Annotated in this window: 18 protein-coding genes; 9 read left to right on the forward strand and 9 right to left on the reverse strand. The window is 37.1% G+C overall.

Translation table 11 applies throughout. The features are described 5' to 3' along the window. Positions 1-9 precede the first annotated feature (9 nt). Positions 10-2,391 (forward strand): DNA polymerase II, encoded by a 2,382-nt coding sequence (locus PPBDW_RS07015; RefSeq protein ID WP_181319299.1) that lies wholly within the window; start codon positions 10-12, stop codon positions 2,389-2,391. A 46-nt stretch (positions 2,392-2,437) separates the two neighbouring features. Here PPBDW_RS07015 and PPBDW_RS07020 read toward each other — a convergent pair whose 3' ends face one another. Next, on the reverse strand, positions 2,438-2,755 hold the full coding sequence (locus PPBDW_RS07020; protein ID WP_036794331.1) for a hypothetical protein: 318 nt from the start codon (positions 2,753-2,755) through the stop codon (positions 2,438-2,440). A 237-nt stretch (positions 2,756-2,992) separates the two neighbouring features. On the opposite strand from PPBDW_RS07020, the gene PPBDW_RS07025 reads away from it, so the two are divergent. Then, positions 2,993-3,268 carry a DUF1289 domain-containing protein gene (locus PPBDW_RS07025; RefSeq protein WP_036794332.1) on the forward strand — a complete coding sequence of 92 codons (276 nt, stop codon included), beginning with the start codon at positions 2,993-2,995 and terminating at the stop codon, positions 3,266-3,268. 49 nt (positions 3,269-3,317) lie between these two features. On the opposite strand, the gene rplY is transcribed toward PPBDW_RS07025, so the two are convergent. Further along, complete coding sequence (gene rplY / locus PPBDW_RS07030; RefSeq protein ID WP_036794333.1) at positions 3,318-3,596, reverse strand: 50S ribosomal protein L25; 279 nt, start codon at positions 3,594-3,596, stop codon at positions 3,318-3,320. A 308-nt stretch (positions 3,597-3,904) separates the two neighbouring features. On the opposite strand from rplY, the gene PPBDW_RS07035 reads away from it, so the two are divergent. After that, the gene (locus PPBDW_RS07035) at positions 3,905-5,947 is read left to right on the forward strand and encodes a TonB-dependent hemoglobin/transferrin/lactoferrin family receptor (protein WP_036794334.1); all 2,043 of its coding nucleotides are present in this window, start codon (positions 3,905-3,907) and stop codon (positions 5,945-5,947) included. A gap of 152 nt (positions 5,948-6,099) precedes the next feature. Here PPBDW_RS07035 and gss read toward each other — a convergent pair whose 3' ends face one another. Beyond that, positions 6,100-7,983 (reverse strand): bifunctional glutathionylspermidine amidase/synthase, encoded by a 1,884-nt coding sequence (gss, locus tag PPBDW_RS07040; RefSeq protein ID WP_036794335.1) that lies wholly within the window; start codon positions 7,981-7,983, stop codon positions 6,100-6,102. Positions 7,984-8,382: 399 nt separating this feature from the next. On the opposite strand from gss, the gene PPBDW_RS07045 reads away from it, so the two are divergent. Then, positions 8,383-8,607: an amphi-Trp domain-containing protein gene (locus PPBDW_RS07045; protein ID WP_036794337.1), complete on the forward strand. Its 225-nt coding sequence runs from the start codon at positions 8,383-8,385 to the stop codon at positions 8,605-8,607. A gap of 66 nt (positions 8,608-8,673) precedes the next feature. Here PPBDW_RS07045 and radD read toward each other — a convergent pair whose 3' ends face one another. Then, positions 8,674-10,419, reverse strand: a complete 1,746-nt coding sequence (radD, locus tag PPBDW_RS07050) for a DNA repair helicase RadD (protein ID WP_036794338.1) — start codon at positions 10,417-10,419, stop codon at positions 8,674-8,676. 181 nt (positions 10,420-10,600) lie between these two features. Between radD and PPBDW_RS07055 the strand changes: the two genes are divergently transcribed. After that, on the forward strand, positions 10,601-11,338 hold the full coding sequence (locus tag PPBDW_RS07055) for a hypothetical protein (protein ID WP_036794340.1): 738 nt from the start codon (positions 10,601-10,603) through the stop codon (positions 11,336-11,338). 82 nt (positions 11,339-11,420) lie between these two features. On the opposite strand, the gene PPBDW_RS07060 is transcribed toward PPBDW_RS07055, so the two are convergent. After that, a complete protein-coding gene (locus PPBDW_RS07060; RefSeq protein WP_036794342.1) occupies positions 11,421-12,149 on the reverse strand; it encodes a 5'-nucleotidase, lipoprotein e(P4) family in 729 nt (242 codons plus the stop codon). A 438-nt stretch (positions 12,150-12,587) separates the two neighbouring features. On the opposite strand from PPBDW_RS07060, the gene PPBDW_RS07065 reads away from it, so the two are divergent. After that, positions 12,588-12,992 carry an NlpC/P60 family protein gene (locus PPBDW_RS07065; protein WP_158260008.1) on the forward strand — a complete coding sequence of 135 codons (405 nt, stop codon included), beginning with the start codon at positions 12,588-12,590 and terminating at the stop codon, positions 12,990-12,992. Positions 12,993-13,043: 51 nt separating this feature from the next. Here the strand turns inward: PPBDW_RS07065 and PPBDW_RS07070 are convergent, their stop codons facing one another. From PPBDW_RS07070 to PPBDW_RS07080, 3 genes are all read right to left on the reverse strand, one after another. Continuing rightward, positions 13,044-14,003, reverse strand: coding sequence for a DUF3137 domain-containing protein (locus PPBDW_RS07070; RefSeq protein WP_036794345.1), 960 nt, complete (start codon positions 14,001-14,003; stop codon positions 13,044-13,046). A 17-nt stretch (positions 14,004-14,020) separates the two neighbouring features. After that, positions 14,021-14,572: a LemA family protein gene (locus PPBDW_RS07075; RefSeq protein ID WP_036794347.1), complete on the reverse strand. Its 552-nt coding sequence runs from the start codon at positions 14,570-14,572 to the stop codon at positions 14,021-14,023. A 139-nt stretch (positions 14,573-14,711) separates the two neighbouring features. Beyond that, positions 14,712-15,206 carry a GNAT family N-acetyltransferase gene (locus PPBDW_RS07080; protein ID WP_036794349.1) on the reverse strand — a complete coding sequence of 165 codons (495 nt, stop codon included), beginning with the start codon at positions 15,204-15,206 and terminating at the stop codon, positions 14,712-14,714. Positions 15,207-15,513: 307 nt separating this feature from the next. On the opposite strand from PPBDW_RS07080, the gene rsuA reads away from it, so the two are divergent. From rsuA to PPBDW_RS07095, 3 genes are all read left to right on the forward strand, one after another. Beyond that, positions 15,514-16,212: a 16S rRNA pseudouridine(516) synthase RsuA gene (gene rsuA / locus PPBDW_RS07085; RefSeq protein WP_036794351.1), complete on the forward strand. Its 699-nt coding sequence runs from the start codon at positions 15,514-15,516 to the stop codon at positions 16,210-16,212. A 227-nt stretch (positions 16,213-16,439) separates the two neighbouring features. Then, a complete protein-coding gene (locus PPBDW_RS07090; RefSeq protein ID WP_036794353.1) occupies positions 16,440-17,630 on the forward strand; it encodes a Bcr/CflA family multidrug efflux MFS transporter in 1,191 nt (396 codons plus the stop codon). A 45-nt stretch (positions 17,631-17,675) separates the two neighbouring features. Continuing rightward, complete coding sequence (locus tag PPBDW_RS07095; protein WP_036794355.1) at positions 17,676-18,329, forward strand: DUF2913 family protein; 654 nt, start codon at positions 17,676-17,678, stop codon at positions 18,327-18,329. Between the two features lie 74 nt (positions 18,330-18,403). Here PPBDW_RS07095 and PPBDW_RS07100 read toward each other — a convergent pair whose 3' ends face one another. Further along, on the reverse strand, positions 18,404-19,576 hold the full coding sequence (locus PPBDW_RS07100) for an MFS transporter (protein WP_036794357.1): 1,173 nt from the start codon (positions 19,574-19,576) through the stop codon (positions 18,404-18,406). Positions 19,577-19,681: the final 105 nt, after the last annotated feature.

A 19,681-nucleotide genomic window follows, 5' to 3' on the forward strand; every position in this document is an offset into this window, starting at 1 on the left:
GTTTCTTTGCTGTCAAATTCAACTGGGTTTGTATTAACTCGTCAAAGTCGAGATATTAAAGGACAAACGGAAATTGTTCTGTGGGTGAAAACCGCCACAGGTCCTTGTCGCTTATCTATTATAGGCGATAAACCAGTACTCTTTATCTGCGCGAGCCAGCAGCAGCAAGCCATGGAAATTATTAAGGCTGCTAATATTCAAGTGCAATGGAAACCTTTGCCGCTCAAAACATTTCAGCATCAGAATGTTGTTGGGTGCTATAGCGAAACGATTCGAGATAACCTCACCATTAGTAAATGTTTACAGGTTGAAGGAATTAAACCGTTTGAAGCCGATATTCGACTTGCTGACCGTTTTTTGATGGAGCGTTTTATTCGTGGTGGTTTAGTGTTCACTGGGGATACTAAACTGCGTAATGGATACCATGATGTGCTATTTGCGAAAGCTAAAGCCGCTAATTATATTCCAGATTTAACCTTAGTATCGTTAGATATTGAGTGTTCAGAAAAAGGGGTTTTATATTCAGTCGGTATGCACAGTGATCTTGATAGTCGAGTCATCATGGTCGGTGAACCTTCGGCTAATTCTAAAGATGATGTTGAATTGAATATCGAGTGGGTTGCAGATGAGAAAGCATTATTACTCGCGCTAGAAGCGTGGTTTATTCGTTATGATCCTGACATCATTATTGGTTGGAACGTAATTGATTTTGACTTTCGATTATTATTACATCGCGCAGAATGGAACAAGATTAATCTTCGTATTGGTCGTGGTAAGCAAACGCCTCATTACCGCCGATCAACACAAAATGCTAATCAAGGTTTTATTAGTATCCCTGGCCGAGTGGTGATGGATGGTATCGATACCTTAAAAACAGCCACTTATAATTTCCGTTCTTGGTCATTAGAAGCGGTAGCGCAAGAATTGTTAGGAGAAGGAAAAGCTATTCATAATGTGCATGATCGTATGGCGGAAATTAACCATATGTTTAAGCATGATAAATTAGCATTAGCTAAATATAACCTTCAAGATTGTAAACTCGTTACTCGAATTTTTAAACATACGCATTTATTAGAATTTGCCATAGAGCGTAGTCGTCTTACTGGCGTTGAGCTTGATCGTATTGGTGGTTCAGTGGCAGCATTTACTAATCTTTATATGCCACAGTTGCACCGAGCTGGTTATATTGCTCCAAATCTTGAAAGTGAAAACTGGATAGCAAGTCCAGGCGGTTACGTCATGGACTCTAAACCAGGTCTATATGATTCAGTCTTGGTGTTGGATTTCAAATCCTTGTATCCATCAATTATTCGCTCCTTCAGGATAGATCCGATGGGACTGGTTGAGGGATTATTGTTAGAAGAGGGTCAAGCAGAGCATCAAGCTATTGCAGGTTTTCGTGGCGGGCAGTTTCATCGCACACGTCATTTTTTACCTGAAATGATTGAATCGCTATGGGCTGCCCGTGATCGTGCCAAGCGTGATGGCGATAAAGCCTTTTCACAAGCGATTAAGATCATTATGAACTCATTTTATGGTGTTTTAGGTTCATCAGGATGCCGTTTCTTTGATCATCGTTTAGCTTCATCCATTACTATGCGTGGTCATGAAATCATGAAGTTAACTCGAGAGTTGATTGAAGCACAAGGCTATGAGGTGATCTATGGTGATACTGATTCAACATTTGTATCACTTAAAAAATCCCATTCTCAACAAGATGCAAATGCTATTGGTGATGTGTTAGTTGAACATATCAATCAATGGTGGGGGCAGCATCTCCAGCAGCAATATGGGTTAGTATCAGCACTTGAAATTGAATATGAAACCCATTATCACAAATTCTTGATGCCAACGATTCGTGGACAAGAAACAGGCAGTAAAAAACGCTATGCAGGATTAGTATGGCGTGGTGATGTTGAAAAAATGGTTTTTAAAGGCTTAGAAACGGTACGTACCGATTGGACGCCGTTAGCTCAACATTTTCAGCAAACGCTGTATTCAATGGTATTTCATGATCAGGACGTCGATGATTATGTACGTAACTATACTAATCGTACTTTGGCAGGTGAGTTTGATGATCAATTAGTTTATCGTAAGCGTTTACGGCGTAATTTAGATGATTATCAGAAAAATATTCCACCACAGGTGCGTGCTGCGCGACTGGCTGATGAAATGAATGCTAAATTAGGACGGCCATTACAATATCAACAAAAAGGTGCAATAGAATATGTATTTACGACTTCAGGCGCTGAGCCTGTAGAATATCGCCAAAGCGCTATCGATTATAATCATTATTTAGAAAAACAATTAAAGCCAGTCGCTGATGGTATTCTTATTTTTATCGGAAAGTCTTTTGATAATATAACCGCGTCGCAGTTAGGTCTATTTTAATAATAAAGAAAACGCGCTTTTATAAGCGCGTTTTTAAAGAATGATTTTAATCAAAATAAATCACACGTTTTACGGTATCAGTCGTTGCTAAAATAGGATCAAAATTGATAACACCACGGTTTTGGGTACAAATTTTGTAAACATTATCGCATTCGAAAATAGCTAAAATTTCATCGTCAGCACGGAATACCTCTGGCGGTAATTTCCCTACTTCGCCAATACATTCAACACCTTCATGGGTCCAAATTAACTTTTGAATACGTTTATCATTAGTTGGTGTAGGTGCTGAGACATGCTCTGCAATCGATGTATAAACAGATTGAGCTTGATCAATATCTTTAGCTAATGGTACAAAAAAATCCATGGTTCCCTCCAGTTAATACATTAATTATGTTATGGATAATTGATGTATATAATCAATAATTAATCATCTACCGTGACAATGTTAATAACCTTAGCAGAATTAGTGACTAAAAATCAATACGACAAAATAACAAATAAGATTTACAATAAAAACATTGTCATTATTTTTAATAACATTTGGTGCGTATTTATACGATTTTAATACAGCTAAGTTAGAATGACTAAAGAGTGAATCTACATGGAGCAACTTGATTTTTTTGATGTGCCTAGCCCTTGTGTTGGCTGTTGTCAGGTAAACAATCGAGGCTATTGTAAGGGATGTTATCGCAGCCGTGATGAGCGATTTTATTGGCAACAAATGACAGCAGATCAAAAAATAAAGGTCATAAAATTATGTCGGCAACGTTATTTACGAGTCATGCGACGTAAACAACATAAGAATGATCAAGAAAGTAGTATTCAGTCACCGCAGCAGCAATTTATATTTGATGATATCGATAAACCGAAGACATAAAAAAAGCACTCCGAAGAGTGCTTTTTTGAAGAGTTTTATGAACACGCAATTAGATGCGTTTAAAGTCCATGTGCTCAACCTTTGGCTTGTACACGTGACGTTGGATGTCTTGAGGCTTAACCTTAACTTCCTGGCCGTCGATTACAAGAACAAAACCTTCGTAGAACTCAGGCTTATCCATTTGGTTGATGATATCACTGTGCTTTAGAGTGATAGCTACTGGTGCAGCTTCGCCACCGTAAACGATTGCAGGGAAGTGCTCAGTAAGACGTAGGCGGCGGCTCGCACCTTTACCAAGGTCTGTACGTACAATTGCATTAAATTTCATAATAATACTCTTTAATTTAATAATTCACTAAGTAATGCGACCTTACTTAGCGTCGTAAAACGAGCGCGCATACTAACAATCCCAATAAGTACATGCAAGCATATTAAACGCGATATTGTTATTTTTATTATCTCAGCACATTATTGGTGAATATATCGGCGTTTTCCTTAGTTTTTATGTGGCTAAACAGCTGCTTATTAAAGTAAACTTACTTTACAAAAATTGAATGATAATGATAGTAATTATCATTTCGGTATGTATAATCATCATCGAACCGTATCGTTGGATTTTTGTTAAAGCAGGGAATTATGAATAAGCAACTGACACTTATCGCCAGCTCACTCGTTATGGCATTTTCTTCACCATCACTTTTTGCGCAAGATAGCGTTTCTCAATTTGATGAAATTGTTGTTTCGGGTTCAAGAGTGGACAAAACAAACCAAGATCAGACAAGGACTGTTGCAAAAATTAGCAGCGAAGAGCTTGATGAAATGCAAGTTAACTCTGTTGCCAATGCTGTGCGTTTTATACCTAATGTATCTGTTGCTGGCGGTAATGTTGCGAGTAACCAATCGATTAATATTCGAGGTTTAGAAGGAAATAAAGTTCTTCAAATTATTGATGGTAATCGCCAAAATGCACAATTTGAGCATCGACCATCGTACTTTTTAGATCCAAGTTTAATTCGTGATATTGAAGTTGTTAAAGGACCAATTAGTTCGCTATATGGTTCTGGTGCTATTGGTGGCATTGTAATTCAAAATACAATAATAGCAGATGATCTTGTTGATAATTCTGGTTTTGGCGGAAAAGTTAAAACGGGCTATCAGAGTAATGGCAATGTAGTTTCTACAGTTGGTGCAATAGCGAATAAGCAAAATAATGTAGATTGGTTAATTGCTGGTAGTTACCAAGACAGTGGCGTTATGGAGCAAGGTAATGGCTATAAGTTATATGGTACTGAAGCAATAAATAAAACGGGTCTGGCAAAGTTTAATTGGCAGTTTACAGATAGTCAAAGTGTTGGTTTAGACTATCGAATTTCAGATTATAATGGCCGTCCTCCTGTTGTTGGTTCTAGTGAGTCTTTAGAGTTTAAAGATAATCTGATCGATCGCACCTCATCAGATCAAAATATCACTTTTAAATATGCTTATAATCCAGAAAGCAAGCTAATTGATAGCTCAGTTCGTATTTATAGAAATGATACGGATATTAAAGAGCTTGGTAGTGGCAGGACTGAAAAAGATATTAGTTCAATTACGACGAATGGTTTTTCTGTTACTAACACATCAAACTTAGATCGTTATCAGATCTTTATCGGAGCTGATGGCTATGAAGATAAATTAGATACCAAACGTCCAACTACCACAGCAGGACGTCCAGTACCACCTGATGGGGCTAAGACGAGAACCTTGGGGGGTTTTGCCCATGTGAATTACTCATTACTTGAAACATTAGATCTAGATGCTGGCTTACGGTACGATACTTTTAAGTCAGAAGCTAAAGGCTATGAAGGTAATAGTGAAGATGCTTGGTCACCATCAATAGGTGCTAATTGGCAAGTTACTGAGTGGATGGCATGGTCTTTACGATATGATGAAGCATTTAGATCAGCAAGCACTTCTGAACTTTATATGGACGGTACACACTTTGCTATGGGACCTATTACAAATGTATTTGAACCTAATCCTAATTTAAAGCCGGAAAAAGCACATAATATTGAACTGAAAGGTACATTTAATTTTGAAAACATTTTAGGTGATGATGAGTTATTACTCACCGCGAGCGCTTTCCAAAATAAAGTAAAAGACTTCATTAATTTAGACGTAACAGTCCCAAATCGTAATGATATGATTGCTTGTATGATGGCTAATCGTGGTTCCGGTGACGGTTGTGGTGGTACGAGCCGCTCAGATAATATTGATAACGCGAAATTACAAGGTTTTGAAGTCGTTGCTCAATATCGTTATAACCGATTAAATACATTGCTATCGTACGGACAAACTCGTGGAAAAGATGATAAAACAGGCGAGTGGTTAAGCAATATTCCAGCAGATAAGTGGGTTGCTCAAGTTGATTATGGTATTTGGGAAATAGATACAAAGGTCGGTACTCGAGCTATTTTTGCCAATACTCAAGATAGATTACCTAAAGATGATAAGGAAGGCTCTTACGATTCATATGAGCTAGTTGATTTCTATGCAACGTGGGAACCAACATCGAGGTTAGAAGGCTTAACAGTGGATTTCACTGTTGCTAATGCCTTTGATGAAAACTATCGCACGCCGTGGACACAAGTGTATGAGCCTGGTCGTTCTTATAAAATATCTGCTCAATATCAGTTTTAATACTCTTTGCTATTAGCTGTATATTTCTTAAATGATATATGGTTTTTTCTTTAGCGTTAGGTGTTAAATAGATAAAAAAGCCGCGTAATAGTGCGCTATTACGCGGCTTTTCATTTAATATTTATGTCAAATTAGCGAATTAAACATTCAGGCTATAAATTTCTTAGAAACGCATTATCTTCTAATACAATTAATGGCTCTATATCACTGTCTTTTTTTATCACGAGTGAATTATCAGAGCGTAAACATACACCACCGTAATTACCATCAACCGTAAACGTACACACTTGAATATACTTATTAGCAACTTTAGGTAAACACCATAATTGCTGATAAATATTCTTTTGATCGTTAAATTTACCGTCAGTTTTATCTAATACTGATTCATTGTGACTTACTAAATCAATATTACTGCCACAACGACCAGCAATGGGTTTAATTGCATAACCCGTACTGCGTAATTCATCTGTTATATTAAAATCAGTATTTAATAAATAATGATGATTGGGGAATAAAGACCACAATACTGGCAGAATAGCTTTATTGCTTGGGATCACTGTCCATAACGGCTCAAACACTTTTATTTCTGGACGTAATAACACATCAATCAGGCGTACTTTAGTATCAGGGTAGCCGGTATGAATAGGTACTGCGGCATACTCGGTACTACTGACTTCACGAACTTGGTCTATTGCGGTTTCCCATGCCCATGTTTTCCACACACATTCAATCAAACGCTCGTTATCATCAATTAATTGGCCTGCTGGATTCCAGTGAATACAATCTAAACCTTTGAGTATTTTACTTTCAATACCGGCTAAAGAGAGCGCTTTTTGCATGAATAAAGCATGATAATCTTCTTCTGCATCATCATCTTGCATGATATGCACAAATGAATATTCTTGGCTATATTTCCATACACTGGCGAGTTCATTTAGTAAGTCTTCGGCAGGACTATTTTCAGTGATATCGCCGCCTTGTTCTGCCCATTTTTGAATAATTAAACAAGCTTCGGTGTGGCAAGAGGCTGAGTCTGCATTATATTCGTAAACTTTTAAGCCATTGTCAGCCATACAAAAATCAAGACGACCCGTTAACATACTGTGACGGTGTTTTTGCCATGATAGTCGTAGACGAGGCCAAAGAATTTTAGGAATATCAAACAGTGCTAATAAATTATCGTCTTGCAGTACTTTATCCGTGGCATGTAAGTACATTAGATGTAATTCATTGGTTGCTTTCGCGAGTTCGTGTTCGGCACTTTCTGAAATAGTAAAATAACGATATATATCATCATTAAGTAGTTTATTGGCATTGGCCTGTAAATAAGTCTGCTCAAGTTGATCTGTACTATCTAACCAGTTAGCTGCAAATTGACCACTATTCAAACGTTGGGCACATTGAATATTAAGTAATTTAGGATCAGGTGAGGACTGCGGTAAACTATAGGTTGAGTCAGTATTATAAGCCATCCAACCTAAAATTTCGGTATCATCAAAACTATCTTCAATGATGTAGTGACCATCTTTAACATGTAGTGCCAGTTCACGGGTCCATTGCTGACCTAATGGCAATGGCTCAAAGGTGACATTTTGCTCGGCAATCATCACTTTATCGTCTGCAATATGAGTAATAATTGCAACGTGACCAGTATCTTGGAATTCACCGCCTTTTTGCCAAATCAGTAATGCGCCTGCAACAGGTGCTTGGCGCGATCCATTTTCAAAAGCATGTAAAGGTAAAATCTTATCGTTAATTACTTGGCGTAAAAAGCGTAACGAGAATATCTCATAAGCCATACCAACATCGGTAAATACCAGTCCATAGTTGATATATAAAAAACGTCGCGCAAATTCGACGCATTGCCATTTATAACCCATATATTCACCATGAACATAACTACGCATGTCACAGGCATCATCATATTTATCTTCATCTATGGTGCTGTAATCGGAAGAGTAGATAGCGATGCCACCAGGGGCATAGCCGAGCAAAGCACCAAAAGGGGCATTGTTTAAGGTATTGCTTGTATTCATGATCTTGGCCTAGTTGATGGTTTAATCTTTTTACGACCGATGATGTGGCTCAAAATATTGAGCAAGTAAGGTATGCATTCGCATCAGGGGGAGTATGGAAATAAAGTCTTTATTAACCTAAAACTTTCGGGAACAGTTTTCAATGCGGAACGTAAAATTGTAATTATATTTCAATGATTTGAACGTTATGTGAAATCGACTGGATTTAAGGTGAGAAATTAGCAACTGAACGATAGTCGGCTGATATTATTTTTTGATTTACCCATTATAAGTCGCAGTTTACATGTGGTTTTTTACTTATCATTGATTTGGTAATTTATTGCATAAGATGGATTTATTGATTGAGGTTGTGGTGGTGTAATTTAAATAAGTTTTATATCCCTTTTGGAGGCAGTGAAAATGGCAGAGAAAAAACAAAGAGACATTGAAAAACAATACTCCAATGCTGAGTTTGCGGCTAAATTACGTCGTTTGGCTGATGCGGTAGAAAGTGGTACTCGGTTTGAAATTCAAATTGCAGGGGAGCGTATCTATGTTCCTGTTCGTGCAGAATACAGCGTAGAACATGAGCGGGAAGGTAAGGAAGAAGAAATTGAGTTTCAAATTAAATGGCGTAATGATTAGTCGTAATTATGATCATATTACGCGCATAAATGCCCTACAAGAATAGGGCATTTATGTTGGCGACGATCATTTGTTTTGATACTGATCCAAATCGAACAATTTATCGCGGATCGCCCAAAAGCGACCATTTTTACGAGCAATGACGATCTCTGGTGGCCGTAATCGATGTTCGTTATTCGCCACTTTTGTCGGTGCTGTATCAGTAAAAGGACGATGTCGATCCACTAAGTGTGGGTTAATAAACTTGGCGAGAAAGTCATTTTTTTGAGTCTTAGTTGATAGCTGCCAAATTTCGTTAATTTCATTGTCTTCATCGCCAATATAAACCACTTTAAGTTGTGGCTTACCAAACTTATTTTTTCCAGGTTCTAAACGCATGTCATGGCATTTCATGATCATTGCATCTTTGAGTTTTAACGCTTCACGTAGCTTTTTATCAGGATCAACCATTACCGCATCACATTGATGGCAACGACGAGCAGCAATGTCATTATCAGCACCACATTCTTCGCAATATTTAGCGCGGAAACGGTAGCCGCATTCTTCACGCTCACCGGTATCATCATCCTCAAAGTAGCCTTGGCAGCGACGACCATAATGCTCAACGAGAAAACCAGCAGGATCAAGTTTGCCCCAAAAGCTATTATTGAAACCACAAGCAGGGCAGGGAACCATAACCACTTCACTGTCACTATTTGGTTTAGGATCACCTACTTCTGGTTGATAAAGATCGTAACAGTTACCAGCATATTCAAGAATAAGGCAGTCTTTTTTACCTTCAAATAAGCGTAAGCCACGGCCGACAATTTGCTGGTAGAGGCTAATAGATTCCGTTGGTCGTAATACAGCAATAAGATCAACGTGGGGCGCATCAAAACCGGTCGTTAATACTGAGACGTTAACTAAGTATTTAATCTTTTGTTGCTTGAAATCGTTAATGATCCTATCGCGTTCATCGAGAGGGGTATCTCCGATGACTAAGGCCGCATTTTCATGTGCGAGATAGCCCATGATCTCTTGAGCATGATTAACGGTTGAAGCAAAGATCATGATGCCGCGACGATCTTTAGCGTAATCGATCACTTGTTCGATGATCATCGGTGTTGCGCGGCCTGATTGTTCGATTACGCTATCAAGATCTGCTTCTTTATAATGGCCTGTATTTGATGGTGTCAGTGATGAGAAATCATAGCCTAATACTGCCATATCCATGACCTTAGGCTCAGTTAAAAAACCTTCATCAAGTAAATAACGGATCGGTAATTCAAAAATACAATCACGAAAGAAGCGTTCAGTCTCGGTTTTTACTTGACCACGGGTGTGGTATTTATAAATCCAGCCCATGCCTAACCGATAAGGTGTTGCTGTAAGTCCAAGCACCTTGATGTTGGGGTTTACCGTTTGTACATGTTTGATAACTTTACGATAGGCACTATTTTCATCATCAGGAACACGGTGGCATTCATCGATGACTAATAAAGAAAATTGTTCATTAAATTTATCAAGGCTATTGGCCATCGATTGTACGGAAGCAAATACCACTTGCTGATCGGTTTCTTTACGCCCTAAACCTGCTGAAAAGATGGCTGCTTTAAGGCCATAGCTTTCGTATTTAGCATGGTTTTGTTCGACTAATTCTTTAATGTGGGTGAGTACTAAAACTCGACCACGTGCAATACGGGCTAATTCTGCGACGACAAGACTTTTACCGGCTCCTGTTGGTAGAGCAAGTACAGCGGGAGAGTTGTGTTTACGAAAGTAATGAAGGGTGGCGTTAACACTATCTTGTTGGTAAGGGCGTAAAGTATACATACCGTAAATCTGCTACAAATAAACTATGACTAGTGTACATTTACCCAGTGGTTTAGCAAGAGGCTCAGTTGATTTTATATATTTGAATTGTATTGCGGTATAAACAGTAAAAAGTAATTAGTTGTCTAATATTATTAATAAATAGTAACATTATAATTAGATGTGTTTTTAGGATTATAAAATGGATTTTTTAAATAAAAAAATAATGTTGTCACTTATAATACCCTTATTACTTATAGGCGGTTGTAATAATGATAATCATCTAAGCCATAATAGCTTTTTAAATAAAAAAGAAGCTAATTTTGATGGCGCAAAAATGTACGTTTTACATCAACGTCAAATTTCACAATTAGAGACAATAATCGAAAAGCAATCATTTATTTCTCTTGGTAATGATATTGAGGTGATGAATGCATTGATAGATACACCGTTAGTTGATATTAATCCTGCACAAGTTCAACAATTACAAACAATCATGCAAGGTTATCAATATACTCAACCTGACTGGAATGCTGTGGTAAAAGAGACGCTATTATCATTAACAACAAGTGATAACGATAGTGGTCAAGCATTGAGAGTAAAGTATCAATTAAAACAACATATTATTAAGAATAGTTCTTTTATATCGAATGCTATTAATATGCAACGTCAGCGAATTGCTTATGCGGCATTTGTTAAATTAGCGAGAAAAGTTGATGTTGACTCTGATGGTAATTTTGATTTACCCATTTTAAACCATCAAGATGATCGTATCTTGGCTATTGTTGATATGACCCAAGTGAAAAATGCCCGTTATCAAGCTATTGTGTTTGAGGCGAATGAGTCAAATATTAATATTAAAGATTTTAATACTAATAATACTCAGCAAATGAATAAAACAGTACAAGAAATTGTGACTCAGCTAGCATTGAGAATATAATAATTAACGAATATAAATGGAATTAGAATTTAAGGCGCAAGAGTATTATTTAATTATCACTCTTACGCCTATTTAATACTAATTAGCTTTTAAGTTGACTCTGTGACCATGAGCCATAACTGCTATTAGGCATAATAATCCATTGAGTACCAAACATCTGTTGGTGTTGTTCTACAAGCTGACGTTGTTCGGCTGTTGGCTTTTTAGTTTTAAACTCTGCAGCAAAATCAGCCAAGCTATCACCTAATAACATGATAACTTGATAGTGTTGGTTGATATCTTCTCGCCGTAGTTGTTTTGATTTATTAGCAAGTAATATATGGTTATTATTAACTTGCGGCAGGTGTAAACTAGCGAGGGTTTTTATCGTTGATTGCTTATTTTCCTGACTGCGATCGGAAACATAAAAGATGGCAATATGTTGCTTATCTACGAAGTTAAGGAAATCTTTAGCGCCTGGAATTAAATTTGGCTTGCCGTTTTTCTCCCAATCTCCCCATGTATCCCATTGAGTATAGTCGTGACATTTATTCAGATCTTTTATTAATAATGGTGTGTTATCTAATACCGTTTCATCGAGATCTATAATAATAGCTTTTTTTTTCTTTGTTTTTATTCGGGTTAAGTTCTCATTAAGCTGTTGTTGAGCAAACTTATAGGTCTGTAATTGTAGTGCCATAATTTCAGCGGATTGTTGTTGATAACGTAGACCCATTTCGTACTGTTTTATATTGCATGCAGTATCTGCTGCAAATGTTGGTGCGCTAACTACTGACAGTAAAAGAGCTATGAGAGAAAAATTGATGTTCATAATTACGTTCTATCCCTAAAAGGTATGTATTGAGATTAGGGGTAGGCTAGTAGATTAATGTGTCATTTGTATTAACATAGATAGGATATCTCATAGCTCAAACTGTCAAGGAAATATTGAGCTATTTTGTGTGGATTAGTATGGTCGTTATTGAATTTATATATTGCAGAAATACAATAATATACAAATTAATAATAATGTTACATTGTAACTTAGCTATGATTTTTACCTATAATTAAAAAATTACGACCAATGCTTTATATTTTTAGAATTGTTATTATTTTATCGGCATTTTTATCATGGTATGCCGCTGCTTCGACAACAAAAACGACTGCTCATACGATAGTACATCATTCTCGTATTTATCGTCATTATTCACATATAAATAAGCATCGAGGAATAATACACCACACGCACCATACACTTAAGCATCATCACTTGACGAAGTTGCAAGAGTTACGACATGTTCGATTGGTAAAACATAAAATTTTTCATGCATATTATGGATGGGAAGGAACGCCTTATCATTTTGGTGGCTCAAGCCATCGAGGAATTGATTGTTCTGCATTTGTGATGAAAATGTATCGTCAAGTCTTCCATCGTTATCTGCCTCGAACAACGTTAGGGCAAGTAAAATTAGGTCGACGAATTCGTAAGGATCAAGCTAAGTTAGGGGATTTAGTTTTCTTTAAAACTGGTCATAATGAGCGACATGTAGGCATTTATCTCTCTAATGGTGATTTTATGAATTCTGCTAGTTCGCGAGGGGTTTCCATTTCAAATTTACATCATATTTTTTGGAAACGACATTTTTGGCAGATTAGACGACTAGTTACAATATAATGTGTGATAAAAAACGGAAGCCATGAGCTTCCGTTTTTTTATAGGTGCTATTTATGGTTTAGTCCATATTCGAGTGTTGAGATCTAATTCATTAACGATATTTATCACAAATTGAAGATCGTAATAAATAGAAGCAATAAAGGCGAGAGAATCGGCTTGCTGGAAAAGTTTAGGTTCAAAATAATTCTTTGAACTTGAAATTGCTATATACAGATGATCATTGACGAATGAGAAGGCTATCGCATGTTCAGAGCGATTACTGAAATTAATCAAGCGTTGGATCATTGTTGGTGAAAGTAGATAACGAGCTTCTACTTGATCGTTACTATAAACATTAAAAAGCTGCGAAAATTCAGGATCTTCAAGGATAACTTGCTGTTGGTTATTGCTGAATATATCGGAGAGTTTCTGACCCAATGCTGAAAAAATACTGTGATTATTAGGCATGATGGTTGTTTGGCCAGAAAAGTGCTTATTAGCATCAGCGATGAAAAAAAGACCTTTAAAAATGGTATGCCATTGATCTTGGTTTTTACCACTGTTATCACGACTTTGAGTTTTATATTCAGTATGTAATTCAGAGAAACGTAAATGCGTTTTGTCTATTTGACCTTCAATAAAATCTTCACCGCGATAACGATCATAATGTCGGCCAAAGAGGGCACTATTGTTATAGTCTTGTTTATCAATACATTGTGTTGGTTTATAACTAAAACTATTGTCAATTGAGCTAATAAGTTTAGTGATTATTTTATGCTTATAATCTTTTTTATATTGATCCCAACGTTTGTTGTATAAGCGATGCATGACGATAGCGATAATAATGGTAAAGATAATACCAAATGCTTGTAAGTCATACATGAAACTTAACGGGATGATAGTAACCGCAAAACCGACACCGATCAGTAATGATAGCCAGTATTGTTTTATAACTTTCTTACGATCATGATCAAGCGCTTCAAGTTGAGGTTTGAGGTGTGTTTCATACAGTACAGTTAGCTTACTATCCATAGGTAATCATATCCTAATTACTTAAATAAACGAGCTGCATCAATGTTGATGCGTTCGGTGTCAGCAATTTCAAATAAAGGTAAAGTGGTCAGCATCATTTGATTAGCAATAAGGCTTGATGGGAACATCTCAATGGCGTTGTTATAGCGCGTTACAGCAGCATTAAAACTGCGTCGAGCAGCCGATAGTTGTTCTTCCGTTTCATTAATAGAACGCATTAATAGCATTGTATTATCATTGGCTTTTAATTCAGGGTAAGCCTCAGCAGCGACTCTAAAATTAGACACTACTGCTGATAGTTGTTTATCTAGTTGTGGCTTATTAACCGTGTCGAGATGGTGTGTTTTTTCTCGCAATGCCGTTAGCTCAGTGAGCACTGCCTGTTCATGTATCATATAAGCTTTGGTGGTTTCAATTAAATTAGGTAATAAATCAAAGCGTTTTTTTAGCATTACATCAATACTGGCTTCTGCATTAGCGACTTGATTTTTTTTACCGATGAGGCTGTTACGCATTGTCATATATAACAATGCAACCAGTACCACAAAGACGATTATACTTGTTAGCATTTGTATTTCCCTTTATATAAACCAACGGCCGAGATTCATGATTTTCACGGCAGATATTAAGGTTATGTTCTAGTTATAACGAAAAAAGCCTTGTCAAAACAAGGCTTAAATGCAGATTTATTGTTATTGCTAGATTTATCTACGAGACAACAGTGAGTGGTATATGGGATTCAGTTAGGTTTTTTGTCATCATGCAAAACTGACGACGAGGGGTAAAGCCATGCTTTTCATAGAAATTACGTGCTCCCGCATTACCAATATTGACTTCTAGCGATAATGCTTTAACACCGTCTTGGATCACTAATGTTTCTAGTTGCGGTAATAATTCAGTGCCAATTCCATGTTGGCGCCAATCAGATTTCAAATAGAACTGATCGATTAAGCCAATTTTACCACCGTGCTCAAGGCTAAAACTATAACTGACGATAATGTGCCCCGCGATATGTTTAATACCGTGTTGTTCGACCTCGATAAACCATGCTTGCCCTAATTGTGGATTACTTAGCAGTTGTTTAACTGCAGCTGTTGTTTGTTCTGCTTTTTGGGGTAAAGCTTCATAATCAAATAATTCATCTATCAATTGGAGAAATTTATCTAGCGAAGAAAGTGTTGGTGTGCTGAGAGAAATATTCATACTGAGTCCCTAATTTAAACCCTTATTTTTTGAAGGCTTTATTGGTTACAACTTGTGAGTAAATTGTTGTATTTGCATAGAGTGAATGTTTTTTTAATTTGTAATCTAGCAGATATATGACAATCGAGTCATAGAAATGTTCATATTTTTGATAACATAATGACAAGTTTAATTATTTGATTTTTTTAGTGGGCGAGATATTTATCTATGTTCAAAGCATGAATGTGTATGAAAATGAAGTTTTTAATGCATCTATGTCATTTGCTTTCTATAATACCGACCCTTTTGTAAGTAGCGGAGCCAGTCAATGAGGCTTGATAAATTCTTAGGTACCACTTTAGGTATCACCCGTAGAGAAGCCGGTAAACTTCTTCGAGATAAAATGATTGAAGTTGATGGCGAGATTGTCCGTAGTGCTTCTTTCTCTGTCGGTGATGATAACGATGTAGAATTTAACGGTCGTCCACTTCGTCTACAAGGTCCTCGTTACTTCATGTTGAATAAACCACAAGGTTTTGTGTGTTCACATGTTGATGATTTCAATCCCACTGTTTTTGTGTTGTTTGACGAAGTTAGCCCTGAGAAAATGCATGTAGCGGGGCGTTTAGACAGTGATACTACTGGTTTAACGTTATTAACCGATGATGGTCAATGGTCACACCGTATTACTTCACCACGCCATGTGTGTGAGAAGGTGTATTTTGTAGAAACAGCTGATCCTATTGTTGCAGAGAATATTGCTCAATTCGAAGCGGGCGTGCAATTAAATGGTGAAGAAGGACTTACTCGACCTGCTAAATTAGAGATTGTAGGCGAGCGTGAGGGTGTATTAACCATCACTGAAGGTAAGTACCATCAAGTGAAGCGTATGTTTGCAGCTGTGGGTAACCGCGTTGTTGGATTACATCGTGAGCGAGTCGGTATGCTTGAGTTGGATGAAGATCTTGAACCTGGCCAATACCGTCCGTTAACGGCGGAAGAGGTTGCATCATTTTTAGCTAAATAACGTTATTGTTATTTTAATATCAAGAAAGCATAAATATTATTATTTATGCTTTTTTTATCCACCCAAGATCAAATGATTATCATTCCTTTATTTTAAGAAAACTTAGAAATTTTTTATTTCCTATCAGGAAACAATGATTCCAGTTTTTTAGCGTACAATGATCCTATTGTCTCTTTAATAGCAATTATATCCTGCCTATCGTTGTTATTTTTATAAAAAGAATATTTATGACTCAACAAGCCTCATCTAAATTGAGTTTACAGCTCATTCTCATTCTCGGTGCCATTGCTGCTTTAACCCCCTTTGCCATTGACATGTATCTACCAGCAATGCCTAGTATTGCAAAAGACTTTTTAGTATCTCCAAGTGCGGTTCAAGTCACATTAACTGCTTATACTGCTGGGTTTTCCTTTGGTCAGTTAATTCACGGTCCATTAGCGGATAGTTATGGTCGCCGTCCGATGTTGATAGCAGGCACTGTCTGTTTCATGGTGTTAACTGTTTTTGGTGCACTGAGTACCAATATAACAGAGTTAACCATTATTCGAGTGGCACAAGGTTTTGCTGGTGCGGCAGCAGCGGTTATCATTGGTGCATTGGTACGTGATATGTTTGAACGTGAGGAGTTCTCTCGGACAATGTCATTTGTTACCTTAGTGATGACTATTGCACCGTTAATTGCGCCGGTACTTGGTGGTCATCTTTCTGTTTGGTTTGGTTGGCGTGCAGTATTTTGGGCGTTAGCTATTTTTTCTGTAATTGTTTTAATTTCGATTTTATTTAAAATTAAAGAAACATTGCCGAAAGAAAAACGAATCCCTTTTCATTTAACGTCAATTATTAAAAATTACAAGCGGTTATTATCAAATCCCGTTGCCTTCGGGTTAGTGTGCTGCAGTGGATTTTCTTTTGCTGGTATGTTTACTTTCCTAACTGTTGGTTCCTTTGTATATATTGATATTTATGGTATCAGTGTTGAGACCTTCGGCTACTACTTTTGCTTGAACATTCTTTGCATGATCCTTTTTACTAGTATAAATGGTCGTTTTGTTAAGCGAAAAGGTACGCATTGGATGCTACGTTTAGGCTTGATAGTACAATTAATTGCCGGCGTACTGTTACTTATTGGGCAATGGTTAGATTTAGGCTTGTGGGGTGTGGTTATTCCCGTCGCGTTATTTATTGGCACACTTTCTACTATTGGTAGTAATACCATGGCGTGTTTATTATCGAGTTATCCTCAGATGGCAGGTACTGCTTCTTCTTTAGGTGGGACATTCCGTTTTGGTATTGGCTCTATAGTGGGCGGACTTGTTGCATTAATGCCAGATAGTAATGTATGGCCAATGGCATTGACGATGGCATCATGTGCTATATTATCAGCTGGTTTTTATTGGTTCCTTGCACGCACAGCTTAGAGGTTGTGTCGTGGTTTGATATTTTTGGATTGTTTGAAATAAATCATGACCATTTTTTTTAATGAAATTTACAATGTAGTTAGTAGCGGGTTAACTGCTTTACAAGAAGCGCAAGCAACAGGTAAAGCACAGAAAAACCCTGTCAGTGAAAGTATCTTTTTAAGCGCTTGGGTAACAAAAGTACTTAAACAACATAGCTTTGATCGTTGTGTCGTGAAAACACTACAAGAATGGCAACAGCAATCACGGACTATGGGTAAAAATGCACAACTAAAACTGCATTTTTCGCGTTTAGCTGAAACTTACGCGAATGTAACAAATGAGCAAGGACAATCAACCGTTATTACTCCTGCTGTTATGGCAACGTTTTATACTGCGCTAGAACAGCAAGACTGGTTAGTAACCAATGAATATGAAGTGAACCGTAAGGTTAGCCACCATACAGATGGTAAAGCATCGTTAGTGGTTTGTTCGGCTCAGTATGCCGAATCAATGAATGAAAATGGTGAGTTAGTAAAACCATTATCTCTTTATGTCCGTGGTAATACGCAGCAATTTATTGATATTGCTTATCAACATGGCATTTTGCTTTATAAAATTACTGACTATAAGTCGAAAGTTAAGTTTCATGGTGAGTATATTATTTACCCGATGAATGCTGGTGGGCATCTACCTGAATTACCGACAGTTGCTAATTAGTGGTAATAATTAGTATATACAACGCCGCATGGGTTAATAACTCATGCGGCGTTTTTATAGTAAAAACGAAATTTTTAGTCCGTTAATATTTTCGCGTTACGTAGTTGGGTCAACTTAGTGAGAAATTGTTTGATGCAAACTAATAATAAACAACAACAGCCGCAGGTTAATAATGTTATCGCCAAGTTACCGATTGATGCCGCAAGATCTAAACCGAAACCAATAATGAGATAATAAGATAACCCTAATAAAGCGCCAGCACTGCCAAGATGGTTGCGGTAATTTGTTAAAGCAGTACTAAATAGGTTCGGTAAAGCAAGACCGAAAGCAACAGAAACTAGAGCCATTGGAATAAAGAACCAAATAGTGTGTTGTAATAAATAAACGCCGATACCTGAGATGACCATTAAAACCATTGCTATAAATACAATAGAATCGCCATTTAGTTTATAACGAATTAGCTTCATATTAATCAGTGAGCCTAATACTGAGCCTATTGCTAAAACAAAACCGGTATACCCAAAGAATTTCACACTTGCGCCTAGTTGTTCAAACATAAATGGCGCAATACTGTAGTAAGAGAAGAGGGCAACGTTAGCGAATCCGATCATTAATGTGATATACCAAATATGGCTATCGCGGATCATTTTATTGGCAACAGAGAGTAAACTATCACGTTTAATATTTTCTGGTTTTGTTTCAGGTAACTGAATACTTGACCAAATAAATAGTAGTGCAATGAGTACAATCATAGCGGCAAAGACCCAAGTATAATCACCATGAGATGTTAGCCAACTGCCAATAATCATGCCAATTACAGGACTAATACCGACAGATGTTGCAGCAATTGAAAACAGCCGTGATAATTCAGCGCCTTCAAAACTATCTCTTAAAATTGTTTGTGTACATACCGAGCCAACAGCAGCACCAAAGGCACAACTGCCAAACCCAAAGAGGAATAGATCAAAGTTAGGGGCTAAATAAGTAAATATTGCTGCAATAATAAAAAGAGCCAAACCGGCTAAAGTTGAATAGCGGCGACCAATTATATCGCATAATCTACCCCAAAAAACGACACCAAAAGCAAATGCCATAAAGAATATGGATAAACCTTGGGCTGCATTCTCAGCGCTAACTGCAAAATGATTTTTAATAGATGTAAGTGCAGGGCTATACATGGTTTCAATTAATTGTGGGAACATCAAAAGAGCAATGGCTAATGGTGTTGATATTTTTTTTATATTCATTTCCAATATCCTTTTTAACCAGTAATCACTGCATTTATATTCATTGCTTATTTATTAATATTTAAAATATTAACTATCGCAATAGTAAAAGCTGCTGGTCTGACT

The organism is Photobacterium kishitanii (genome assembly GCF_000613045.3).
In the GTDB taxonomy this organism is placed as follows: Bacteria; Pseudomonadota; Gammaproteobacteria; order Enterobacterales; family Vibrionaceae; genus Photobacterium; species Photobacterium kishitanii.

What these genes read in the sequence shown, in the direction of transcription:
- PPBDW_RS07070 (WP_036794345.1), bottom strand. Translation starts at nt 14,003, where the DNA reads ATGGATAGTAAGCTAACTGTACTGTATGAAACACACCTCAAACCTCAA.
- rplY (WP_036794333.1), bottom strand. Translation starts at nt 3,596, where the DNA reads ATGAAATTTAATGCAATTGTACGTACAGACCTTGGTAAAGGTGCGAGC.
- rsuA (WP_036794351.1), top strand. Translation starts at nt 15,514, where the DNA reads ATGAGGCTTGATAAATTCTTAGGTACCACTTTAGGTATCACCCGTAGA.
- PPBDW_RS07060 (WP_036794342.1), bottom strand. Translation starts at nt 12,149, where the DNA reads ATGAACATCAATTTTTCTCTCATAGCTCTTTTACTGTCAGTAGTTAGC.
- PPBDW_RS07075 (WP_036794347.1), bottom strand. Translation starts at nt 14,572, where the DNA reads ATGCTAACAAGTATAATCGTCTTTGTGGTACTGGTTGCATTGTTATAT.
- PPBDW_RS07025 (WP_036794332.1), top strand. Translation starts at nt 2,993, where the DNA reads ATGGAGCAACTTGATTTTTTTGATGTGCCTAGCCCTTGTGTTGGCTGT.
- PPBDW_RS07100 (WP_036794357.1), bottom strand. Translation starts at nt 19,576, where the DNA reads ATGAATATAAAAAAAATATCAACACCATTAGCCATTGCTCTTTTGATG.
- PPBDW_RS07020 (WP_036794331.1), bottom strand. Translation starts at nt 2,755, where the DNA reads ATGGATTTTTTTGTACCATTAGCTAAAGATATTGATCAAGCTCAATCT.
- PPBDW_RS07080 (WP_036794349.1), bottom strand. Translation starts at nt 15,206, where the DNA reads ATGAATATTTCTCTCAGCACACCAACACTTTCTTCGCTAGATAAATTT.
- PPBDW_RS07035 (WP_036794334.1), top strand. Translation starts at nt 3,905, where the DNA reads ATGAATAAGCAACTGACACTTATCGCCAGCTCACTCGTTATGGCATTT.
- PPBDW_RS07090 (WP_036794353.1), top strand. Translation starts at nt 16,440, where the DNA reads ATGACTCAACAAGCCTCATCTAAATTGAGTTTACAGCTCATTCTCATT.
- gss (WP_036794335.1), bottom strand. Translation starts at nt 7,983, where the DNA reads ATGAATACAAGCAATACCTTAAACAATGCCCCTTTTGGTGCTTTGCTC.
- PPBDW_RS07045 (WP_036794337.1), top strand. Translation starts at nt 8,383, where the DNA reads ATGGCAGAGAAAAAACAAAGAGACATTGAAAAACAATACTCCAATGCT.
- radD (WP_036794338.1), bottom strand. Translation starts at nt 10,419, where the DNA reads ATGTATACTTTACGCCCTTACCAACAAGATAGTGTTAACGCCACCCTT.
- PPBDW_RS07095 (WP_036794355.1), top strand. Translation starts at nt 17,676, where the DNA reads ATGACCATTTTTTTTAATGAAATTTACAATGTAGTTAGTAGCGGGTTA.
- PPBDW_RS07055 (WP_036794340.1), top strand. Translation starts at nt 10,601, where the DNA reads ATGGATTTTTTAAATAAAAAAATAATGTTGTCACTTATAATACCCTTA.